Origin of the sequence: Acinetobacter sp. Marseille-Q1623, assembly GCF_902809895.1 — a bacterium.
Lineage (GTDB): Bacteria > Pseudomonadota > Gammaproteobacteria > Pseudomonadales > Moraxellaceae > Acinetobacter > Acinetobacter piscicola_A.
In genome coordinates this window covers 2,352,727-2,371,311 of sequence record NZ_CADDWG010000001.1, presented here as the reverse complement: position 1 = coordinate 2,371,311, position 18,585 = coordinate 2,352,727, and the positions used below count along the sequence as shown (strand labels likewise).

12 protein-coding genes are annotated in these 18,585 nt (G+C 40.5%); 4 read left to right on the top strand and 8 right to left on the bottom strand.

Going from position 1 to position 18,585, the window contains the following annotated elements:
* The first annotated feature begins 4 nt into the window (after positions 1-4).
* The 3 genes from rpoB (at position 5) to HUV91_RS11290 (ending at position 8,944) form a co-directional block, all read left to right on the top strand.
* Positions 5-4,093 carry a DNA-directed RNA polymerase subunit beta gene (gene rpoB / locus HUV91_RS11300; protein WP_174493427.1) on the top strand — a complete coding sequence of 1,363 codons (4,089 nt, stop codon included), beginning with the start codon at positions 5-7 and terminating at the stop codon, positions 4,091-4,093.
* Positions 4,094-4,221: 128 nt separating this feature from the next.
* Positions 4,222-8,415, top strand: a complete 4,194-nt coding sequence (gene rpoC / locus HUV91_RS11295; RefSeq protein ID WP_130074257.1) for a DNA-directed RNA polymerase subunit beta' — start codon at positions 4,222-4,224, stop codon at positions 8,413-8,415.
* A 172-nt stretch (positions 8,416-8,587) separates the two neighbouring features.
* On the top strand, positions 8,588-8,944 hold the full coding sequence (locus HUV91_RS11290; RefSeq protein ID WP_130074258.1) for a DNA transfer protein p32: 357 nt from the start codon (positions 8,588-8,590) through the stop codon (positions 8,942-8,944).
* Positions 8,945-9,011: 67 nt separating this feature from the next.
* Here HUV91_RS11290 and hisIE read toward each other — a convergent pair whose 3' ends face one another.
* The 7 genes from hisIE to HUV91_RS11255 all read right to left on the bottom strand — a co-directional run bounded on the left by hisIE (position 9,012) and on the right by HUV91_RS11255 (position 16,128).
* The gene (hisIE, locus tag HUV91_RS11285) at positions 9,012-9,806 is read right to left on the bottom strand and encodes a bifunctional phosphoribosyl-AMP cyclohydrolase/phosphoribosyl-ATP diphosphatase HisIE (RefSeq protein ID WP_130074259.1); all 795 of its coding nucleotides are present in this window, start codon (positions 9,804-9,806) and stop codon (positions 9,012-9,014) included.
* Between the two features lie 328 nt (positions 9,807-10,134).
* Complete coding sequence (locus tag HUV91_RS11280; RefSeq protein WP_174493426.1) at positions 10,135-11,217, bottom strand: patatin-like phospholipase family protein; 1,083 nt, start codon at positions 11,215-11,217, stop codon at positions 10,135-10,137.
* A gap of 87 nt (positions 11,218-11,304) precedes the next feature.
* Positions 11,305-11,898 (bottom strand): hypothetical protein, encoded by a 594-nt coding sequence (locus tag HUV91_RS11275; protein ID WP_130074261.1) that lies wholly within the window; start codon positions 11,896-11,898, stop codon positions 11,305-11,307.
* 72 nt (positions 11,899-11,970) lie between these two features.
* Complete coding sequence (locus tag HUV91_RS11270) at positions 11,971-13,590, bottom strand: ABC1 kinase family protein (RefSeq protein WP_174493425.1); 1,620 nt, start codon at positions 13,588-13,590, stop codon at positions 11,971-11,973.
* A gap of 18 nt (positions 13,591-13,608) precedes the next feature.
* On the bottom strand, positions 13,609-14,274 hold the full coding sequence (locus HUV91_RS11265; protein WP_174493424.1) for a ubiquinone biosynthesis accessory factor UbiJ: 666 nt from the start codon (positions 14,272-14,274) through the stop codon (positions 13,609-13,611).
* Between the two features lie 31 nt (positions 14,275-14,305).
* Positions 14,306-15,250: a bifunctional demethylmenaquinone methyltransferase/2-methoxy-6-polyprenyl-1,4-benzoquinol methylase UbiE gene (gene ubiE / locus HUV91_RS11260; protein ID WP_130074264.1), complete on the bottom strand. Its 945-nt coding sequence runs from the start codon at positions 15,248-15,250 to the stop codon at positions 14,306-14,308.
* Positions 15,251-15,420: 170 nt separating this feature from the next.
* A complete protein-coding gene (locus HUV91_RS11255; protein WP_174493423.1) occupies positions 15,421-16,128 on the bottom strand; it encodes an FFLEELY motif protein in 708 nt (235 codons plus the stop codon).
* A 237-nt stretch (positions 16,129-16,365) separates the two neighbouring features.
* Between HUV91_RS11255 and HUV91_RS11250 the strand changes: the two genes are divergently transcribed.
* Complete coding sequence (locus HUV91_RS11250; protein ID WP_174493422.1) at positions 16,366-17,784, top strand: phosphate--AMP phosphotransferase; 1,419 nt, start codon at positions 16,366-16,368, stop codon at positions 17,782-17,784.
* Between the two features lie 122 nt (positions 17,785-17,906).
* Here the strand turns inward: HUV91_RS11250 and HUV91_RS11245 are convergent, their stop codons facing one another.
* The gene (locus HUV91_RS11245) at positions 17,907-18,419 is read right to left on the bottom strand and encodes a hypothetical protein (RefSeq protein WP_174493421.1); all 513 of its coding nucleotides are present in this window, start codon (positions 18,417-18,419) and stop codon (positions 17,907-17,909) included.
* Positions 18,420-18,585 lie beyond the last annotated feature (166 nt).

The following is an 18,585-nucleotide window of genomic DNA, read 5'->3' as shown; positions in this document are numbered from 1 at the left end:
CCAGATGGCATACTCATATACCGAAAAGAAACGGATCCGTAAGAATTTTGGTAAATTGCCCCAAGTGATGGATGCTCCGTACCTGCTCGCGATCCAAGTCGACTCGTACAGAACATTCTTACAAGATGGCAAAACTCCAAAAAACCGCGAAGATATCGGTCTCCAAGCCGCATTTCGTTCAGTGTTTCCAATAGAAAGTTATTCTGGCAATGCTGCTTTAGAATTCGTTGAGTATAGCCTTGGTAAACCAGAGTTTGATGTACGTGAATGTATTCTTCGCGGCTCAACTTATGCGGCACCAATGCGCGTAAAAATTCGTTTGATCATTAAAGATCGTGAAACGAAATCAATCAAAGACGTTCGTGAACAAGAAGTTTACATGGGTGAAATGCCACTCATGACAGAGAACGGTACATTTGTGATTAACGGTACTGAGCGTGTAATCGTATCTCAGTTACACCGTTCTCCAGGTGTGTTCTTCGATCATGACAAAGGTAAAACTCATTCAAGCGGTAAAGTGTTGTATTCAGCACGTATTATTCCTTACCGTGGTTCATGGTTAGACTTTGAGTTTGATGCGAAAGATTTAGTTTATGTACGTATTGACCGTCGTCGTAAATTACTTGCGACTGTTGTTTTACGTGCGTTGAACTATAGCAACGAACAAATTCTAGACATGTTCTATGAGAAAGTTCCTGTATATCTTGATATGGGCAGTTATCAAATTGACCTAGTGCCAGAACGCCTACGTGGTGAAATGGCGCAGTTTGATATTGCAGACAATGACGGTAAAGTGATTGTTGAACAAGGTAAGCGTATCAATGCGCGTCATGTACGTCAAATGGAAGCAGCGGGCTTAACTAAGCTTCCTGTACCTGATGAATATTTATATGAGCGTATTGTTGCACAGGATATTACTTTACATGATGGTGAAGTGATTCCTGCCAATACAGTGCTTAGCCATGAAATTATGGTGAAAATTGCGGAAGGCGGCGTTAAGCAGTTTAACGTGCTTTATACCAATGACATCGACCGTGGTCCATTCGTTGCAGATACTTTACGTGCAGATACGACTTCAGGTCGTGAAGAAGCACTGGTAGAAATCTACAAAGTAATGCGTCCAGGTGAGCCACCAACAAAAGAAGCTGCTGAAAACTTATTCAATAACTTATTCTTCTCAACTGAGCGTTATGATTTATCGCCAGTGGGTCGTATGAAGTTTAACCGTCGTTTAGGTCGTCCTTATGAAGTCGGTACTGACCAAAAATCACGTGAAGTTGAAGGTATTCTTTCAAACGAAGACATTACTGATGTATTAAAAACATTGGTTGAAATTCGTAATGGTAAAGGCGAAGTCGACGATATTGACCATTTAGGTAACCGTCGTGTGCGTTCTGTTGGTGAAATGACAGAAAACCAATTCCGTGTAGGTCTTGTTCGTGTTGAACGTGCTGTAAAAGAGCGTTTAAGCCAAGCTGAAACAGATAATTTGTCACCACAAGATTTGATCAATGCAAAACCAGTTGCTGCTGCAATCAAAGAATTCTTTGGTTCAAGCCAATTGTCTCAGTTCATGGACCAAAATAACCCATTGTCTGAAATTACACACAAACGTCGTGTATCAGCACTCGGGCCTGGTGGTTTAACACGTGAGCGTGCGGGCTTTGAGGTACGTGACGTACATCAAACGCATTATGGTCGTGTATGTCCAATTGAGACTCCTGAGGGTCCAAACATTGGTTTGATCAACTCACTTTCAGTGTATGCGAAATGTAATAGCTTCGGTTTCTTGGAAACACCTTACCGTAAAGTTATTGATGGTCGTGTAACAGATGAAGTTGAATATTTATCTGCGATTGAAGAAGTAGGTACTGTGATTGCACAGGCCGATTCAGGGATCGATCAAGATGGTCATTTGACTGAAGAGTTTGTATCTGTACGTCACCAAGGTGAATTTGTACGTATGCCTCCTGAAAAAGTGACGCATATGGACGTTTCTGCACAGCAGGTTGTATCTGTTGCGGCATCCCTCATTCCATTCCTTGAACACGATGACGCCAACCGTGCATTGATGGGTTCAAACATGCAACGTCAGGCTGTTCCTACATTGCTTGCTGACAAACCACTTGTTGGTACAGGTATGGAAGCAAACGTAGCACATGACTCTGGTGTGTGTGTGATTGCGAAACGTGGCGGACGTATTGAGTTTGTTGATGCTTCTCGTGTGGTTATTCGTGTCAATGAAGACGAAATGATCGCGGGTGAGGCAGGTGTAGATATCTACAACTTGATCAAATATACACGTTCGAACCAAAACACTTGTATTAACCAAAAAGTGCTTGTAAGCCTGGGTGATAAAGTGGGTCGTGGTGACGTTCTTGCTGATGGTCCATCGACTGATGGTGGTGAATTAGCACTCGGTCAAAACATGCGCGTTGCGTTCATGACTTGGAACGGTTACAACTACGAAGACTCGATTTTACTTTCTGAGCGTGTACTTCAAGAAGATCGTTTGACTTCAATTCATATTCAAGAATTGTCATGTGTAGCACGTGATACGAAATTGGGTGCAGAAGAAATTACTGCGGATATTCCTAACGTGGGTGAAGCTGCACTGTCTAAATTGGATGAGTCAGGGATTGTGTATATCGGTGCTGAAGTGACAGCAGGTGATATTCTTGTTGGTAAAGTAACACCGAAAGGCGAAACGCAATTAACACCTGAAGAAAAATTGCTTCGTGCAATCTTTGGTGAGAAAGCGGCTGATGTAAAAGATTCATCTTTACGCGTATCGTCTGGTGTGAAAGGTACAGTCATCGATGTTCAAGTCTTCACTCGTGATGGCATTGAAAAAGATGAACGTGCTCAAGCAATTGAAAAAGCACAACTTGATGCTTACCGTAAAGACTTGAAAGAAGAATACAAAATCTTCGAAGAAGCAGCACGTGAGCGTGTGGTTCGCTTGTTGAATGGTCAAGAGTCGAATGGTGGTGGCACAACTAAACGTGGTCAAAAAATCACTGAAGACGTGTTGTCTAGTTTAGAGTTGGTAGATCTGCTTGAAATCCAACCTGTTGACGAAGCAATTGCTGAACGTTTGACACAAATTCAAGTGTTCTTGAAAGAGAAGAGTCTTGAAATTGATGAGAAATTTGCAGAGAAAAAACGCAAACTTTCTACAGGTGATGAACTTACAACTGGCGTATTGAAAGTTGTTAAAGTGTATTTAGCTGTTAAACGTCGCATCCAACCGGGTGATAAAATGGCGGGTCGTCACGGGAACAAAGGTGTTGTATCAAACATCTTACCTGTAGAAGACATGCCACATGATGCAAACGGTGTGCCTGTTGATGTGGTACTTAACCCGTTAGGTGTACCATCACGTATGAACGTGGGTCAGATTCTAGAAACTCACTTGGGTATGGCAGCAAAAGGTCTTGGTGACAAGATCGATAAGATGTTGCAAGAACAACGTACTATTCTTGAGTTACGTGAATTCTTAGACAAGATTTATAACCAAGTTGGTGGCGAGCAAGAAGATCTTGATAGCTTAACTGATGATGAAATCTTGGTATTATCAGGTAATTTACGTAAGGGTGTGCCTTTAGCAACACCAGTATTTGATGGTGCTGAAGAGTCACAAATCAAAGACTTACTTGAACTTGGTGGTATTTCACGTACAGGTCAAACAGTATTGTATGACGGACGTACAGGTGAGCGTTTTGACCGTCCAGTCACTGTAGGTTATATGTACATGTTGAAACTCAACCACTTGGTTGACGACAAGATGCATGCACGTTCTACTGGTTCTTACTCTCTAGTTACGCAGCAGCCATTGGGTGGTAAAGCTCAATTCGGTGGTCAGCGTTTTGGTGAGATGGAGGTCTGGGCACTTGAAGCTTATGGTGCTGCTTATACACTTCAAGAAATGCTTACTGTGAAGTCGGATGACGTTGAAGGTCGTACTCGCATCTATAAGAACATTGTAGATGGTAACCATTATATGGACCCAGGTATGCCTGAATCGTTCAACGTATTGACCAAAGAGATCCGTTCTTTAGGTATCAACATTGAACTGAAAAATGGTGACTAATTAGCCATTGAAATCTCCCTAAGACCTCATTTGTACTAAGTGGGGGACTTAGGGGATTTTTCAGTTAAAAAACAATATTTGTGACCCAGTTGTAGAGTGAAAATCTCCACAACACACGGAGAAAAAAATTGAAAGACTTGCTCGATATCATGCGCAAAAAGACGGACTCAGACGGTCATGCTCCTGTAGAGTTTGATCGCATCCGTATTGGTCTTGCGTCACCAGAAATGATTAAGTCATGGTCTCATGGTGAAGTAAAAAAACCTGAGACGATTAACTATCGTACGTTCAAACCAGAACGTGATGGTTTATTCTGTGCCAAAATCTTTGGTCCAGTCAAAGATTACGAATGCTTGTGTGGTAAATACAAGCGTATGAAATACAAAGGCGTCATTTGTGAAAAATGTGGCGTTGAAGTAACGACTGCGAAAGTTCGTCGTGAACGTATGGGTCACATTGAACTTGCTTCACCTGTTGCACATATTTGGTTTTTGAAATCATTACCAAGCCGTATCGGTTTGTTACTTGATATGACTTTACGTGATATCGAACGTGTATTGTATTTCGAATCTTATGTCGTTACTGATCCAGGTATGACACCGCTTGAAAAATATCAACTTCTGAATGATGAAGAATATTTCACAGCGTTAGAAGAACACGGTGATGAATTCAGCGCGAAAATGGGTGCTGAAGCAGTTCAAGATTTGTTAAAAGACATCGATCTTGAAGCTGAAATTACACGTCTTCGTGAAGAAATTCCAAATACAACGTCTGAGACTAAACTTAAAAAAGCCTCTAAACGTTTGAAATTGATGGAAGCATTCAACGATTCAAATAACAAGCCTGAATGGATGGTGTTGACTGTACTTCCAGTTCTTCCACCAGATCTTCGTCCGCTTGTACCGCTTGAAGGTGGTCGTTTTGCGACTTCTGACTTGAACGATTTGTATCGTCGTGTCATCAACCGTAACAACCGTTTGAAACGTCTTCTTGACCTTGCAGCGCCAGACATTATCGTACGTAACGAAAAACGTATGTTACAAGAGTCTGTAGATGCATTGTTAGATAACGGTCGTCGTGGTCGTGCAATTACAGGTTCAAACAAACGTCCGCTGAAATCTTTGGCAGATATGATCAAAGGTAAACAAGGTCGTTTCCGTCAAAACTTACTTGGTAAGCGTGTTGACTACTCTGGTCGTTCGGTGATTACCGTTGGTCCATCACTACGTTTGCACCAATGTGGTCTTCCTAAGAAAATGGCACTTGAATTATTCAAACCATTTATCTTTGCGAAACTACAAGCTTCAGGCCAAGCAACAACCATTAAAGCTGCGAAGAAAATGGTTGAACGTGAGACACCAGAAGTTTGGGACGTGCTTGCATCTGTAATTCGTCAACATCCAATTATGTTGAACCGTGCGCCAACACTTCACCGTTTAGGTCTTCAAGCATTTGAACCGACTTTAATTGAAGGTAAAGCGATCCGTCTTCACCCACTCGTATGTGCTGCGTTTAACGCCGACTTCGACGGTGACCAAATGGCGGTACACGTTCCATTAACACTTGAAGCTCAGCTTGAAGCTCGTGCGTTAATGATGTCAACCAATAACATCTTATCACCTGCAAATGGTGAGCCGATCATCGTGCCTTCTCAGGACGTGGTCTTGGGCTTGTATTACATCACACGTGATGCAATCAATGCCAAAGGTGAAGGCATGGTGTTTGCGGATACTCACGAAGTTAACCGTGCATTGGCTACAGGTCAAGTAGACTTACATGCGCGTGTAAAAGCACGTGTACACCAAACTGTGATTGATGAAAATGGTAACCGTGAGCATCAAACCATTGTTGTAGACACAACTCCAGGTCGTTGCCTCCTTTGGGAAGTTGTTCCTGAAGGCATGGATTTCCAACAAATTAACGTTGAGATGACCAAGAAAAACATCTCGAAGTTAATCAACTCTTGCTATCGTAAATTGGGTCTAAAAGATACTGTTATCTTCGCTGACCAATTGATGTACTTGGGCTTCCGTCAAGCAACACGTTCAGGTGTTTCTGTGGGTATGGAAGACATGTTGATTCCGCCACAAAAGCAAGCAATTATCGACAAAGCTGAAACAGAAGTTCGTGAAATTGAACATCAGTTTGAGCAAGGTTTCGTAACTGCGGGTGAACGTTATAATAAAGTGGTCGATATTTGGGCACGTACCAACGACCAAGTTGCCAAAGCGATGATGGATAACTTGTCATTCACGACTGTTAAAAATAAACAGGGTGAAGACGAGAAACAAAAATCCTTCAACAGTATTTATATGATGTCTGACTCAGGTGCCCGTGGTTCTGCAGCTCAGATTCGTCAGTTAGCAGGTATGCGTGGTTTGATGGCGAAACCAGATGGTTCGATCATTGAAACTCCAATTAAAGCAAACTTCCGTGAAGGTTTGACTGTACTTCAGTACTTCATCTCAACACACGGTGCACGTAAAGGTTTGGCCGATACTGCATTGAAAACAGCGAACTCAGGTTACTTGACTCGTCGTTTGGTTGACGTAGCACAAGACTTAGTCATTACTGAGCCTGATTGTGGTACTTATGATGGTCTTGTCATGACACCATTTATTCAAGGTGGTGATGTCATTGAGCCATTGAGCCAACGTGTATTAGGTCGTGTAACTGCTGAAGATGTTACTAAAGTGGGTTCAGATGAAGTTATCTTGCCACGTAATACTTTGATTGATGAAAAACTTGCTCAATACCTTGAAGATTCTGGTGTTGACGAAGTTAAAGTACGTTCAGTTGTAAGCTGTGCATCGACATTTGGTGTTTGTGCGAAATGTTACGGTCGTGACCTTGCGCGTGGTCACTTGGTAAATCCAGGTGAGTCTGTCGGTGTAATGGCTGCACAATCTATTGGTGAGCCTGGTACACAGTTAACCATGCGTACGTTCCACGTCGGTGGTGCTGCAAGTCGAACTTCTGCTGCAAATAGCGTTCAAGTACGTAATAAAGGTACAGTACGTTTCCACAATGTGAAAACTGTACAACATGCTAAAGGGCATTTGGTATCTGTTTCACGTTCAGGTGAAATTGGTATTGCGGATGATTTAGGTCGTGAGCGTGAACGTTATAAACTTCCTTACGGTGCATCCATCTTAATTAAAGATGGTGAGCTTGTTGAAGGAGGCGGTATTGTTGCAACTTGGGATCCACATACGCATCCATTAGTGACGGAAGTTGCTGGTAAAGCACGCTTCAGCCAAATTGCTGATGGTGTGACTGCAACATCGAAAACTGATGATGCAACAGGTATGACCACAACTGAAATTTTACCTGTAACAGCGCGTCCAGCTTCTGGTAAAGATTTACGTCCTGCGATTGTGCTAGATACAACCGATGGTGGTGAACAGTTCTACTTCTTGCCACAAAACACGATTGTGACTGTTCGTGATGGCGAAACAATCGGTGTCGGTGATGTTATCGGTCGTGTACCACAAGAAACCTCTCGTACGCGTGATATTACCGGTGGTTTACCACGTGTAGCTGACTTATTCGAAGCACGTAAACCGAAAGAACATGCGATCCTTGCAGAAGTGTCTGGTATCGTCAGCTTCGGTAAAGAAACTAAAGGTAAAAACCGTTTAGTGATCACACCTGATGATGGTTCTGAGATCTACGAAGAATTGATTCCGAAATGGCGTCAAATCAACGTATTCGAAGGCGAGCATGTGAACCGTGGTGAAACCATTTCTGATGGTCCACAAAACCCACATGACATCTTGCGTTTGAAAGGTGAAGTTGCATTAACCAACTACATCGTGAACGAAGTTCAAGACGTTTATCGTCTACAAGGTGTAAAAATCAACGATAAGCACATTGAAGTTATCGTACGTCAAATGTTGCGTAAAGTTGATATCACTGATGGCGGTGATACAAGCTTCATCAAAGGCGAACAAGTGGATTACATCCGTGTTGTGGGCGAAAACCAAGCGGTTGCGGCTCAAAACAAATTCCCTGCGAAGTTTGAACGTCAATTGATGGGTATTACCAAAGCATCGCTTTCTACAGACTCATTCATCTCTGCTGCATCGTTCCAAGAAACAACACGTGTGTTAACTGAAGCGGCTGTAACAGGTAAAGAAGATGAATTACGTGGCTTGAAAGAGAACGTGGTTGTAGGTCGTCTGATCCCAGCGGGTACAGGTTTGGCTTACCACTTAGAACGTCGTCGTCAAGAAGCAGAAGCTGCTGAACATGAACTTGTAAATGACTTCTCTGAAGTTGACCAAGCATTTTCACAAGCTTTAAATGAAGATTCTTTCTAAGAAATTCATTTAGAATTTGAAATGAAGAAGACGCCCGAGGGCGTCTTTTTTTATGTGCTATGGATTTACAAAATATGCATGAAAAGTTGCGTTTTTTAACACACTATAAAGATTCAATTCATGAAATAAGATTAAGATGGCAAGAGTTAAAAAAGGACTGATGGAGATGAATATGAAAAAGGTTATTACAGTTTTGGCAGTTGCATCACTTTCAACTATGCTGTTGGCAGGTTGTGAAAATATGTCAAGTAATGATAAACGTGTTGCATCAGCTGCTTTAGGTGGTGCAATTGGTGGTGGTGTGGGGAATAACGTGGGTGGCGGTACAGGTGCTGCGCTTGGCGGTGGTGCAGGTGCTGCAGTGGGCAGTAAAACCCAAAATGGTTCTAACCGTAATGCAACCTATAGTGGTGTAGGTGGCGCGATTGGTTCAGCAATTGGTAAAGGCGTATTCGGTGGCAATGCAGGTGCTGCGATTGGTGGTGCAATCGGTGGTGGTGCAGGTGCTGCGATTGAACAAAAACGTTAAGCTTTAGCTTTAAAAGATTAAGTTAATAAAAATAAGCGCATTCTGCGCTTATTTTTATTGGAAAACTTTAGTGTTGGCGATTGGCCTTTTCAACCAACCCCGATAAACCTTGACGACGTGCCAATTCATTAAGTACCAATTGTACATCTAGGTCGAAATAACCTAGCATGACAATGGTATGAAACCAAACATCTGCCACTTCATAAATGAGGTCATTTTTATTGTCTTCATTGTCATGTGCTTGATATTCTTTTGCAGCAATCACAGTTTCAAAGCTTTCTTCACCGACTTTTTCTAAGATTTTATTTAAACCTTTATGATAAAGTTTTGCCACATAAGAAGATTCAGGATCGGCTTTTTTACGTTCTGCCATCATTTTGCCCAAATAACCCAAAACTTCAACTTGTTCAGCTTGGGCATTGGAAGCATTCATTGCCAATGTATGTGGGTTAGATGACTTCTCTTCAGACTTGCCACCATAAATGGCGTTCGGATCTTTGAGCTGAGCATCGACAATTTCCCAACCATTTGGCGTAAGTTTGCGGTAAAAACAAGACTCACGACCTGTATGGCAAGCAATTCCACCTTCTTGTTCAATTTGAAGCACGATTACATCTGCATCGCAGTCTAAACGGATTTCATAAACGGTTTGAAAATGTCCTGACTCTTCGCCTTTAAACCAGAGTTTATTGCGTGAACGTGAGAAGTAAACGCCACGCATTTTTTCCGCGGTGAGTTGGAGTGCTTCACGGTTCATCCATGCCACCATCAAAATACGTCCTGTTTGATGATGCTGTGCAATAGCAGGAATAAGTCCTTGTTCGTTAAATTTTACTTCATCGAGCCATTGCAAGTTGTTCATAGGATTTCACCAAGTTACTAATTTAAAAGGTTTGAGCGCTACGCTTTTAACGTAGAGGTCTATAGTTTACGTGATTTGGAGTGATTTGCGGGAAATCTTGGAAATTATTTAATCAGCTTATGATCTAAAGAGTGGTAAAGTCAGAATAAGTTTTGAATCTATATTTTCAATGTGGGCCTGTAAGATCAAATCACACGCCCACCAATGATCAGATTGATATAACAGTGTCAGTAGATGACTTAAAAGTGATAAAAAGCAGTAGAGCATTGACGATGTTGATGGTAAGTCTGCCAAAGCTTTGTATAATCATAAATTCTTTATTTTTGAATTATAAACCCTGCATTACTTCCGTAAAATTCTGCTTTTCAAGCAACTCTAAAAACTCATCGCCCATGCGCTGACTTTCTGCGACAGATTGCGTCCATAATTTTTTACGCTCAGCATCAGACAAGCCTTTTAAAACAAAGTCTTTACGGTCAGGTAAACGACCTAAAGGCAATGAATTTAGATAATCCTGAGAAGGAGAAATCAGCAAAGTACGTGCCTGATTTTGTGGATTGGCTCTGCGCGATTTAAACATCTTGTCGAACCAGCCAGGGGTGATGCTGTCGGTAAAATGGGGATATAAAACAATGCCTTTACTCTCAAAAGGTAGGTCAATGTGATAGTCAATTAAACCCCCATCACGATAAGCCCCTTTAGGTGCGTCAGCAATATTTTTCACTGCAGGGGTGACCGCAGGAATGGAACCCGAAGCCATGAGCCAATCGGCGACATTGTCGGTATTAAAGTTAATATAATGGGTTTTAAACGCATCATCCTGAATTTTAAATTGTGGAAAATCAGTCGGCTGACAAATGACACGTTGCATAAATTTATTTAAATGATCACGTGAAATCGCATTGCTACCGATAATTCCAAGCAAGGAACTATATAGCGCAAATTTGTGGTCACTTTGAAACAGATGCTCAGCTTTAGCCGCAATGATCGTCAAATGATAATCAGGATGATCAACCAATCTTTGCGTTTGATCGCCTAAAATACCATGCAACATATCACGTGATATTTTTTCGATATCCGCAATTTTCATACCTTTTTTTAAGGGCAAATTGATATATAACTCAGCCAATTTTTCAGGTCCAAGTTTTTCACCTTGCGCTACAATTCCTGCAAAACGCCATGCACCCACAGATGAGCCAATTAAAAAGCGGCGTTGTTTGGCTTGTGGAAGAAACTCACCAAAGATGGCTTGGTCGAGACCCATTAAACCAATGCCTTTTGGACCACCTGCCGCACCGGGAATCATGTCGACATGATGTGCTTGTAGTCCTTCTTTTTCTATGAGTTGTTTGGCAAGTGAGCCTGCTTGAATTGTTAATGCAGCAGGGCGTTTTTGTAAAATTTGGGTCATGGTTTCACTCACTCAAACGGATGTGAGTATTTTAGGAATAAGCCGTGACAGGACAATGGCGATAGGTTTCAGTAGGTGACTTGGGAGTCATGGGCTTTCTTTATACCAACATAAATGCAAATATTCTTCGAGATGGGTTGAATAGTCAAAAGTATATTCACGATTACAGCTGTCAAAAAAGTTATTCCAATCATCTAAATCTAAGAATTCTTGTATTTCTGAATTAAATGCCTGACCAACTTCAGGTAAGTCCGACCTAAAAATATGATTAGAATTTTCTAAGCCAAATTTTTGAGTCATGACAATTTTATCTTCAATTAAATACTGTGCAATATTGTATTGGATAATTCCATTTTCAAGTATTATAAATTGTGCATCTGCGCTAGTAGTTTGTAGATAACCAAGTAAAATTATGGTCTTATATTTTTTTGATAAATAGATTAAAAAATCAAAAATGAGAGGATCTGTTAAATCATGATAATTAAAGACAATATCAACCCAATGAATACTGTAGTTGCATGAAACGATAATAGTATCAGTCTTTTTATCGTAGTCGTGAAAATACCATTCTTGAACAACAGGTAAACTGAGTTGGTCAGTAACTTTATAAAATTTTTTTATTTCATCTAAGATAGTTTGGATGGAAGGATGGAGAATGCTTATTTTAGAATGAGTAGCCATATTATATTATCTTTGTATTTCTGATTTAAAAATCACACCAGTTTTGATGTGATTTTTGATGCTTTTCTTAATTTACTTTGCAATCCGCCAAACGGCTAAAACACTTGCCAATACAATCAACACAATAGAAATATACCACGGTGCAATAATCGCAATAGATAAGAAAATCGCCATGATACTGCCGAACATCCAACTACGTTTTTGTTGATGTTCCACTTCCAAACGCATCATTTGTAATTCATGTAGCTGTTTAGCATGCCATGCCGACTGATTTTTTAAACCATTTAAACTATCGATCATTAAGGTTGGGAAATCCTGCGCCCCTAAAAGTAAATCAGGAATTTTTTGTCCCAATTCTTTTAAGTTTTTCTGTGGATTCATTTGCGCTTTAACCCATTCGGTTAGAATCGGTTTTGCCAGACTCCAAATGTCCAAATCAGGATAAAGGTCTGTGCCTAAACCTTCTACATGGACTAAAGTTTTCAGTAATAACATCAGTTGTGGTGGGATTTCCAAATGGAAACGACGTGCAATATCCATGACCTGAATCAGGATGCCAGCAAAGTCCAATTCATGCATCGGTTTGGACACCATAGGTCCAACTGTACGACGCATTTCACGGGCTAAAGCATCTTGATCGGTTCCCGGTGGAATCCAACCTGCTTGATGTACAATCTGAATCAGTTGCATGAAATCGCTGTTCATGACCGCAAGTAACATACGGGCAACGGTCATCTGATCGGACTTAGACAACTCACCCATAATTGCACAGTCGAGTGCAATATAACGAGGTTTGCTCGGATTCAGGGTTTCAACAAAGACATTTCCCGGATGCATGTCGGCATGGAAAAAGTTGTCACGGAATACTTGAGTAAAGAAAATCGTTAAACCTTTTTCAGCTAAATCTTTACGATCCATACCAAGTTTTTCAAAGGTTGCAATATCCGAAATCGGTACGCCTGTAATGCGTTCAGCCACCATCACATCTTTGCTGTCCATATACACTTCAGGCACATACATCATGCTTGAGCCTGTGAAGTAATGGCGCATACGGCGTGTGTTATCCGCTTCTAAAGTCAAATCCAGTTCATTTAAAATGACTTGACGATAGTTCTCAATAATTTCGGAAATATGCACAGCACGTGCAGCTTCCAAACGTTTTTCTAAGCTTGCACCGAGCCATCTTAAAATTTCAAAATCTTCTAAAATTTGACTGCGAATGTCAGGACGGGTGACTTTGACCACCACTTCACGACCATCATGCAAAGCCGCAGTATGCACTTGAGCAATAGACGCCGCCGCCAAAGGCTGTTCATCAAAACGAGCAAAAAGTGTCGTAATATTGGCTTTTAAGGATTCTTCAATACGGGTTTTGGCAACATCAACACCGAATGGTTTCACTCGATCTTGTAATAAAACCAATTGCTGTAAAATTTCAGGTGGAATTAAATCACGGCGTGTTGACAGTAACTGCCCCATTTTAATTGCCAAAGGACCCATTTGCTCCAAAGCTTCTTTGAGCTTGAGTGGATTCTTTTTCTCTTTACTTGACCATGCTGCAGGGTGCATACGAATAAGCGACAAAGCATGGCGGGCTTTTTCAGGTAATTCTTCCGCAGGAACCAGTGTGTCGAGTCTATAGTGCGCGGCGATGCGCCAAAGTTCGAGTAAACGGCTAATATGCGGAATCATAAATTACATTACCTGATCTTAAGAGGGAGTAGTGGGGTTGAGTTGTTGCTGTAGCTGCTGAATTTTAGCTTCAAGTCGATCAATATTTTGATTGAGTTGACGGGTATCTTGTTGCAGATCGTCCATTTGCCAACGTGGTGCAAATAAGCCTGTGTCTTCTTTTAAAAAATCCTCGGCAAAGAATAAATGACTTTGCAGGGAACGCTTTAAATGCTTCGGTGCAAGCTGAATTTTGGCAATTTCATGTGCCAATGCAGGGCCAATCCACGGGCTTAAATGTGACGCTAAATCAGGCTCAGCCTCTTGGAGAATACGTTGAATATCCTGCAATACGTGATAATCACCTTGCAATGGAATATTGCCAATATCATCAGCTAAAAATAGCTTTGCCAATTCAACGATGCTTTTTACATGCAAGGTTGCAGTTGCTTCCGTGATGACCGTATTTTGATCAAAAGGACGTTGCTCAAAAACCGAAGGTGTTTCACTTTTACCTGTCACAGTCGGTTCTAAACGGACTTTATTTTCATCAAAAAAGACATCTACAGACAGTTGTGGGGAGTCAATCACTACACGCAGCAACTTGTCTTGTAATTGATTGAACTGAATGCGAGTGATCGCATCCAGATTGATAAATTGATTGATGAGTCGTTCAACTGCACCCAGTGCCAGAATGGACCACATAATTCAACCTTTATGCTATTTTGGAGAAAACTTAGAGTTTGAAGCCACGGTGTACTGCAACAATTCCACCCGTTAAGTTATGGTAATCGGTATTTTGGAAGCCTGCATTTTCCATCATGCCTTTTAAGGTACGTTGGTCAGGGTGCATACGGATGGATTCAGCTAAATATTTATAGCTTTCTGAGTCATTCGCCACGATTTTACCCATGATTGGCAATGCAGTGAATGAGTACAGATCATACAATTTTGAGAATGGCTCAAACACAGGTTTAGAGAATTCTAAAATCAGTAAACGACCACCCGGCTTAAGCACACGGTACATGGCTGCAAGGGCTGCATCTTTATCGGTCACATTACGTAGACCAAAACTGATAGTGAGTAAGTCAAAACTATTGTCTTCAAATGGCTCTAAGGTTTCAGCATTTGCCAAGACAAAATCGACATTGGTACAACCTGCATCAATCAGACGGTCACGACCGACATTGAGCATGGATTCATTAATATCTGATAGAACCACATGACCGGTAGGACCGACTTCACGGCTAAATACTTTAGCCAAGTCACCAGTACCGCCTGCGATATCAAGCACGCGCTGACCACGGCGCACACCAGACATATTGATCGCAAAGCGTTTCCATAAACGGTGAATACCAAATGACATTAAGTCATTCATGATGTCGTATTTGGCTGCAACAGAATGGAATACTTCAGCCACTTTTTGTGCTTTATCTTCACTGTTGACGGTTTGATACCCGAAATGCGTGGTTGCACCGACATTGCCTGTATTGGCACCACGTGGCAGATTATATTTGGGTACTGTTCCTGAAACAGGGGTATCGGTCAACTGTTGTTGTAAAGATTGTTGCTGACCTTGTGGCGCACCTTGCGGTAATGGTTCTGTTAAGAATGGACTGACTTTGTCTGTATTTGTTGCCGATTCAGCTGCTTGGCTTGGCTTTTGGTTTTCATCCGACACGTGAGTCACTCCTGAACACAAAAATAAGAAATCTTGCCATATTTTGCATGATGACAGATTCTGTGATTTTTTACAGTGCCGATCATGCAAAATTTAAGGTTAATGTTAAACCCCAAATAATATTATAGAAAATATGGCGTTTATGTCGTCAATTCGATCATAAAACCTTATCATATTCTAAAAGGATTGGCTTGTCCTGAATGTACATTATTGACAATTTCACGTTCTTTGACTGTAAATGCATGAATAAAATCAGCCGCAGATTTCATTGGTTTCATTGCAGTAAAACCTTCACCAATAAAGTCATACATCAAATCAAATTGATACTTATGTGCGGTGCCTTTACACATTTTAAAAGCAGTATGCATGATAAATGAACGCATGTATTTGTCCAATGCAGCTCCTAAATCATCCAATAAGTCCAATTGTTGTAAACGGGCATCATGTTGATCAAGCTTGATTAAGGTTAAGCGCATCATTTCATCATCAATCGATTGATCTATGGGATAATCTTGTAACAGTTGCGCTGCAACTTGCTCATCAAGTCGCATTGCTAATACAGCCAAACCAACTGATTTTAAACCTGTTTGGATGGCATTTTCAGGAATGATTTTTTCCGCTTTGTGTGCATATTTTAACAAACGTTCAATTTGTATGGCTAAATCATCAAAATCAGGACCGCCGTAGAGACGGTGAATAAAATAGTCTGCCATGAGTTTATTTTCTTTGCGGTTAAATAACTCAGTATGGGTTGCTAAAATACGTGCTTTTAACCAATCTTGTGCTTCATGCAAACGTTTTTTAAGTACAGGATTTTGATGATAATTTAACTGCTTATATTCTTCTAAAAGTTGGTCAAGTGCTGCGAGTTTAGACATGTGTGAACTCAATTTCTATATATTCAAGAAAATCATAATCACAGTTTATCTGAACAACCATGACGATATGACATGAAAATGACTGAAATTAAGTCAGTTGGTGCTTGATTTAGAGTGTAATTGAAAATATAAGAGGCATATTTTGCTATAAAAACTGATACAAAAAATGTGTGCAGGCAGAGCAAATCTTTGTAAACTTAAAAAAGTATAATGAAAACATAAGAAAAGAGCCTATTTATGAAAATAACTGAATCCGCATGTGAATTGGTTGATCCCAATCAACTGTCTTTGGATCTGATCGAAGCACAATACGCTTTGAAAAATACGCGTGGACAAAAAAATGCGAAAAGTTTGGTGATTTTGGTCAGTGGTATTGAACTTGCAGGTAAGGGCGAGGCAGTGAAACAACTGCGTGAGTGGGTTGATCCTCGATATTTACGAGTCAAAGCTGATCCTCCGTATATGATGCAAAAAGATCAAGCCTTTTGGCAGCCATACGCACGTTATATTCCTGCCGAAGGGCAGATTTTAGTGATGTTTGGGAATTGGTACAGTGACTTATTGTCCACAGCTTTGCATGTTTCTGCACCCATGGATGATACCTTGTTCGATGCTTATGTGTCACAAATGAATGCCTTTGAACAGGATTTAAAAAATAATCATGTTGATGTCATCAAAGTTTGGTTTGATTTGTCATGGAAATCATTACAAAAACGCTTAGATAAAATGGATGCTGAAGACCAACGTTGGCACAAATTACACGGTTTAGATTGGCGCAATAAAAAACAATATGACAATGTGCAAAAATTACGTCAGCGTTTTACCGATGATTGGATGGTGATCGACTGTGAAAATGAAGAAATGCGGGATCAGCAGTTTGCGCAATATATTTTAAAAAACTTGCAGCATTTGCCAAGCTATGCCACACAAGTCAAAGAAAAATGGCAGCAAGCAGAAGTGCCTAAAGCATTACTTGATGTTTCAAGTGATGCAATGGATGAGTCAGACTATCAAAACGAGTTAAAAAAGCTGACCAAGAAAGTCGCGGAAGCCATGCGTTTTGATGGGCGTAAAGTGATTATTACCTTTGAGGGGATGGATGCCGCGGGTAAAGGTGGGGCAATTAAGCGGATTGTTAAAAAGTTAGACCCACGAGAATACGGCATTTATACCATTGCAGCACCTGAAAAATATGAATTAGCACGTCCTTATTTATGGCGCTTTTGGACGAAATTATTGGAAGATGAAAAGATCTCGATTTTTGACCGTACATGGTACGGGCGTGTCTTGGTCGAACGCATCGAAGGTTTTGCCACACCTGTTGAGTGGCAACGTGCCTATGATGAAATTAATCGTTTTGAAAAAGACTTAACTGATAATCAATATGTCATTGTGAAGTTTTGGCTTGCCATTAGCAAAGATGAACAAGAAGCACGTTTTAAAGCACGAGAAGAAACACCACATAAGCGTTTTAAAATTACAGAAGATGATTGGCGCAATCGTAGCCATTGGGATGATTATTTGAATGCCGCAGCAGATATGTTGCAACGCACACATACGTTTTATGCACCGTGGCATGTGATTTCAACCAATGATAAATACACAGCACGTATTGAAATTTTAAAGACCATTTTAAAGCAATTGAAAGCAGATTGAGAGCTAGGTAGGCATTTTTGAATCTAGTATATTTATCGTACTATTGCCAAATATACTGTTGAATAACACTTTATCTCATGCAAAAAAAAGCGGATTAATCATCCGCTTTTTCAATTAAGACATTAAGAATATTGCACAATCTTTTCTTTTTGTTTGTTTTGAATGCCTTTTGCTAATTTATAACATTCATCTACATGGGCTTCAGCCACTTTTTTCATCACGATATAACCCAAACTTGCCGCAATGATTGAACCACCCAAAGGAATAAATTTGGTCACTTGTTTGGTAATGACTTTGGCTGCAACATTATTGAGTGAGGATTTAACCGCAGTACGTGCCACCACTAGACCTGAAAACTCAAAGCCACGTTTACGTAGTTCATTCCAATGAATCTGTTTGGTTTTTGGATCATATACACTGATTTGCTCAGGGGCTAAACCAAAACGGGCATTAATTTCAGGGATTAATTGCGACAAAATTCCCACGTCGATCACGACATCAAAAAATGGTACGGGAATAATTGCGGCACCTGCTGAAAAATAAGCACGTTTTTTGACGAGTTCTAAACATTCATTTCGAACAGTTTCTAGGTTTAGACTTGGGTCAATGGAGTTTGGGATTTTATCAATTTTCATAAAATATCTACCTGTAATTCAAACTATTTATCGTATTTATGCGGTTGCATTATTTTAGCTTGAAATAATAAAGTTATTTCCAAATAATGCAGTAAAAATGCCATAGTATGATGCAGTTGTATAGTGGCGAATGTTTATGTTTTTGTGCATAAACAGAACAATAAGT

Bases quoted from the DNA above. Each gene is read 5' to 3' on its own strand.
- HUV91_RS11255 (WP_174493423.1), bottom strand. From the start codon at position 16,128: ATGTCTAAACTCGCAGCACTTGACCAACTTTTAGAAGAATATAAGCAG.
- HUV91_RS11275 (WP_130074261.1), bottom strand. From the start codon at position 11,898: ATGGCTACTCATTCTAAAATAAGCATTCTCCATCCTTCCATCCAAACT.
- rpoB (WP_174493427.1), top strand. From the start codon at position 5: ATGGCATACTCATATACCGAAAAGAAACGGATCCGTAAGAATTTTGGT.
- HUV91_RS11280 (WP_174493426.1), bottom strand. From the start codon at position 11,217: ATGACCCAAATTTTACAAAAACGCCCTGCTGCATTAACAATTCAAGCA.
- hisIE (WP_130074259.1), bottom strand. From the start codon at position 9,806: ATGAACAACTTGCAATGGCTCGATGAAGTAAAATTTAACGAACAAGGA.
- HUV91_RS11265 (WP_174493424.1), bottom strand. From the start codon at position 14,274: ATGTGGTCCATTCTGGCACTGGGTGCAGTTGAACGACTCATCAATCAA.
- HUV91_RS11270 (WP_174493425.1), bottom strand. From the start codon at position 13,590: ATGATTCCGCATATTAGCCGTTTACTCGAACTTTGGCGCATCGCCGCG.
- HUV91_RS11290 (WP_130074258.1), top strand. From the start codon at position 8,588: ATGAAAAAGGTTATTACAGTTTTGGCAGTTGCATCACTTTCAACTATG.
- HUV91_RS11250 (WP_174493422.1), top strand. From the start codon at position 16,366: ATGAAAATAACTGAATCCGCATGTGAATTGGTTGATCCCAATCAACTG.
- HUV91_RS11245 (WP_174493421.1), bottom strand. From the start codon at position 18,419: ATGAAAATTGATAAAATCCCAAACTCCATTGACCCAAGTCTAAACCTA.